Origin of the sequence: Pseudomonas sp. BJa3, assembly GCF_026343815.1 — a bacterium.
Classification (GTDB): Bacteria; Pseudomonadota; Gammaproteobacteria; order Pseudomonadales; family Pseudomonadaceae; genus Aquipseudomonas; species Aquipseudomonas soli.
Genome location: NZ_JAOXMC010000385.1, coordinates 1 through 252, shown reverse-complemented (window position 1 = coordinate 252; position 252 = coordinate 1). Strand labels below are relative to the sequence as shown.

General features: G+C 56.0%; 1 protein-coding gene. It reads right to left on the bottom strand.

All coding sequences use genetic code 11. The features are described from left to right. The coding region (locus OH705_RS28120) for a DUF2188 domain-containing protein (RefSeq protein WP_267303556.1) at positions 1-118 on the bottom strand (118 nt) is incomplete at its 3' end. Between the last annotated feature and the right edge of the window lie 134 nt (positions 119-252).

Below are 252 nucleotides of genomic sequence, written 5' to 3'. Positions count from 1 at the left end.
GAGCCCGGGCGATTGCGGCGCTTTGGGTCTCGTAGACAGCCGTGGCCTTTTGGCCGCCAGCGCTTTTGACGGCCCAGCCATTGGCGTGGGGCACGACGTGTTGGTTTCGAGAAGTCATGAGAGAGGTTCCTGGCGTGGAAATTCACGCAAGACGACTGATAAAGGCCCGGGCGCGATTGTCAACAATGATGGCATCCAATTCGTCAGTTAGGGTGACATAGCGAAATTGTCAGCCTCGTTGACATTCGATAA